Source organism: Roseibium sp. RKSG952, assembly GCF_009711355.1.
This window is the reverse complement of record NZ_SMMF01000649.1, coordinates 1-3,139: the sequence shown is the minus strand read 5'-3', so window position 1 is coordinate 3,139 and position 3,139 is coordinate 1. Positions and strand designations below refer to the sequence as shown.

Here is a 3,139-nt window from a genome sequence, read left to right as displayed (position 1 = left end):
GCCGCGCGAGCGGCTTCGTCCATGGGCCGGGGACTGCCAATGCATGGTAGACTAACGAATGTCAGCTAAACCCAAGCCCGGAACACAACCCGTCAGTCTCCGCCGGCCCCAGTGCTTCCAATTCGCCGATAATTGGTTTTTGGTTTTTTCAAATTGTTTACCTCAGCGCTACTTTCTAGTGTGACAACACCATCTCATTTAGTTCAGAAGAAAACTGGGTCTGGGTACGGCTCCCAAAGACTCCGAGAGCGAGCCAACGCAATGACAATGATAGGGTGAATGGGATTCTTGCCGGTAGGTCTTACCGCTTGAATTGCGGTGTAAGAGTATGGCGAGCGTAGAATCATAATTACCGGTTGTTCGGAAGCTGAATGATTTTTCGACGTCTGATTCGGAAATAACGAACGAATTTTAGCAAGAGCAGCAAAATCAAAACTCGGTACCCAGTGAAACATGGATATCTCCAAAGATAAGCTGGGAAATTTTGTCAGCAGACAAAAATCAAAAAAAATCATTAAAAACAATTTGTTGGCGAATTTTTCGACCCTGTAGCACTTCAACTGAAACGCCTTCTTGAGCTGAGGCTCCAAACACCATCCACGTGTTAAGTGTTTGTTTACGAAAAAAAGCTTGCAGGAATCATTTTGTATCCAATAATTACGGAACTGCTGCTGCATCGGTAAAAGTAGCGTTATTCGTCGGGACCATATTTCCATGCTTGATAAAATCGAACCATTCACACTTGATGACAAGATTCTTCAGCACGGAGAAGAGATCTCCCAGATGCTTGATCAGCTCCGTCGGCAGACTTTTCCTCCCGATGCTCAGAAAACTCTCCGAAAATTTCCACTTAAAGAAGTTGCATCATTCATTGGGACGACGCCAGAAAATTTGAAGCGGCTCTATCTTAATGAGAAAGGGCCGGTCCCCGAGATTGGTAGAAGAGACCAAAGATACTATGATGCCGAGCAGATCGAAGAACTCCGAGAGTACCTTAATGAAACTGGTCGGTCAGCTTCAAAGCCGTATGTTCCACGAAAGCGTTCACATGAAAAACTTCAAGTTATTGCTGTAGTGAATTTTAAGGGCGGGAGTGGAAAAACTACAACCGCTGCACACTTGGGCCAACATTTGTCACTAACGGGACATCGAACATTAGGCATTGATTTGGACCCACAGGGATCGCTTTCTGCTTTGCATGGGTTCCAGCCAGAATTAGACAACAACCCATCAATTTATGACGCAATTCGATATGACAATGAACGACAGGATATTGCGACGGCTATACGGGACACAAATTTCCCGATGCTAAAGATTATTCCTGCGAACTTGGATCTTCAAGAGTTTGAGTATGCGACCCCTTTGGCTATGCAGACTTCTGCTGAAGGGAAACGCTTTTTCGCGCGTATTGCAGATCAATTGGAAACGATTGAAGAACACTTTGATGTCGTAATCATGGATTGCCCTCCGCAACTTGGTTATCTAACCCTTGCATCGTTAAGTGCTGCAACTTCCGTATTGATAACGGTACACCCACAGATGTTGGACTTGATGTCTATGAGCCAATTTCTTTTGATGTTGGGGAGTATCACAAGGAACCTACGTGATGCTGGCGTGCCAGTTCAAATGGATTGGATGCGTTATCTTATAACACGCTATGAACCGACAGATGTTCCGCAAAGGCGCATGGTAGGTTTTTTGGAATCCATCCTGGCCGAAGAAGTACTGAATTCGCCGATGTTAAAATCAACGGCGATATCCGATGCAGGGCTGACGAAGCGATCTCTTTATGAGCTGGAACGAGGAGCAATTAAGGGATCTGTATACGATAGAGCCATGGAATGCATGCTCAAGGTAAATAATGAAATCCAGGATTTGATCCACAAGACATGGGGTCGATAGTTTTGTCTGCTGACAAAACTACAAAAAAATAAATAAATACAACTACATAATCGGATTTCTGGACTGAACCAATGACCAAGAAAAACCCATTCGACGGTCTTATGCAAAAACGTAAGGCGGTTTCGGAAGAACGAACGGCTCAGCCCCGGCTAATGGGAGCTGGGAAGTCTATTACAGGCTCCATTAACTTGCTTGCGCAGCAGGCTGAACAGCTTGCTATGGGCGACACGATCATTGAGCTGTCAACCGATATAGTTGACCCTTCTTTCGTTGCGGATCGCATCGACGATGGATCTGATTTTGATGAGTTTGTACAGACTATAGCCAATGAAGGGCAACAACAACCGATACTGGTAAGGCCGAATCCCAAGGATCAATCTCGATATATGATCGTGTTTGGCCATCGCAGATGGGCTGCCGCAAAGCGCTTACAAAAAACCGTGCGCGCCGTTGTTCGAGAACTAACAGACGTCGAACATGTTGTTTTGCAGGGCCGTGAAAACTCTGCCCGCGCCAACTTGTCATTTTTGGAAAAGGCGATGTTTGCAAAACGACTAGCGGACGATGGGTATGAAAATCAAACCTTGTTGGCTGCACTTACCTGTGACGCTTCAGCACTTTCTAAATTGCTTAGTGTTGCTCAAATTCCACCCGAAGTGGTTGCTCATTTAGGAGCTGCCAGAAAAGTTGGCCGTGAGCCGCTGTATCAGCTCAAAAAGCTTCTTGATCGACCCGGTAATAAAGAGGCCGCTCTTACTTTTTTGGAAACACAAGAGGCTACATCACTCGCCCCGTCGGATAAAGTGGTGCAGCTACTGTCCAAACTGAAACAGACCCGCAAGAAACGGCCAGCCAAAGCAAAACCGGAAAAATGGATCTCCAATGATAGCCGTATAAAGGCGGAAACTATAAAAACAGCTCGAAATTACTCAATTTCGCTTAGTGGTGGCGCTGGTGTAGACCCATCGGCGTTCGGACAATTTATTGCGGATCAATTGCCGGATATTTACGAATCCTACTTGAACAATGCAGACAAGGAGAATGAACGATGACTTAGATACAAAGAACCCGCCACAGGGGCGGGCTCTAAATGAGATAAGCACTAGGACTTAAAATCTCGGTTTCGCAGCTATGATTCTAGTCCTTGTTCGAGCGCAGAGCAAGTTCTGTCTTTCACACAGCTGAACTTTGTGTGCCTGTTTGCCTATCTCGCCGTTTTAATTTGATTGATCGGCCG

The 3,139-nt window shown here is 45.7% G+C and carries 2 protein-coding genes; both read left to right on the top strand.

The features are described 5' to 3' along the window. The first annotated feature begins 708 nt into the window (after positions 1–708). On the top strand, positions 709–1,902 hold the full coding sequence (repA, locus tag E1297_RS03315; RefSeq protein ID WP_368669450.1) for a plasmid partitioning protein RepA: 1,194 nt from the start codon (positions 709–711) through the stop codon (positions 1,900–1,902). 71 nt (positions 1,903–1,973) lie between these two features. Then, positions 1,974–2,954, top strand: a complete 981-nt coding sequence (gene repB / locus E1297_RS03310; protein WP_155133841.1) for a plasmid partitioning protein RepB — start codon at positions 1,974–1,976, stop codon at positions 2,952–2,954. The last annotated feature ends 185 nt before the right edge of the window (positions 2,955–3,139 follow it).

Excerpts from the sequence above, each read along its gene's own strand:
- repB (WP_155133841.1), top strand. The coding sequence starts at position 1,974 with ATGACCAAGAAAAACCCATTCGACGGTCTTATGCAAAAACGTAAGGCG.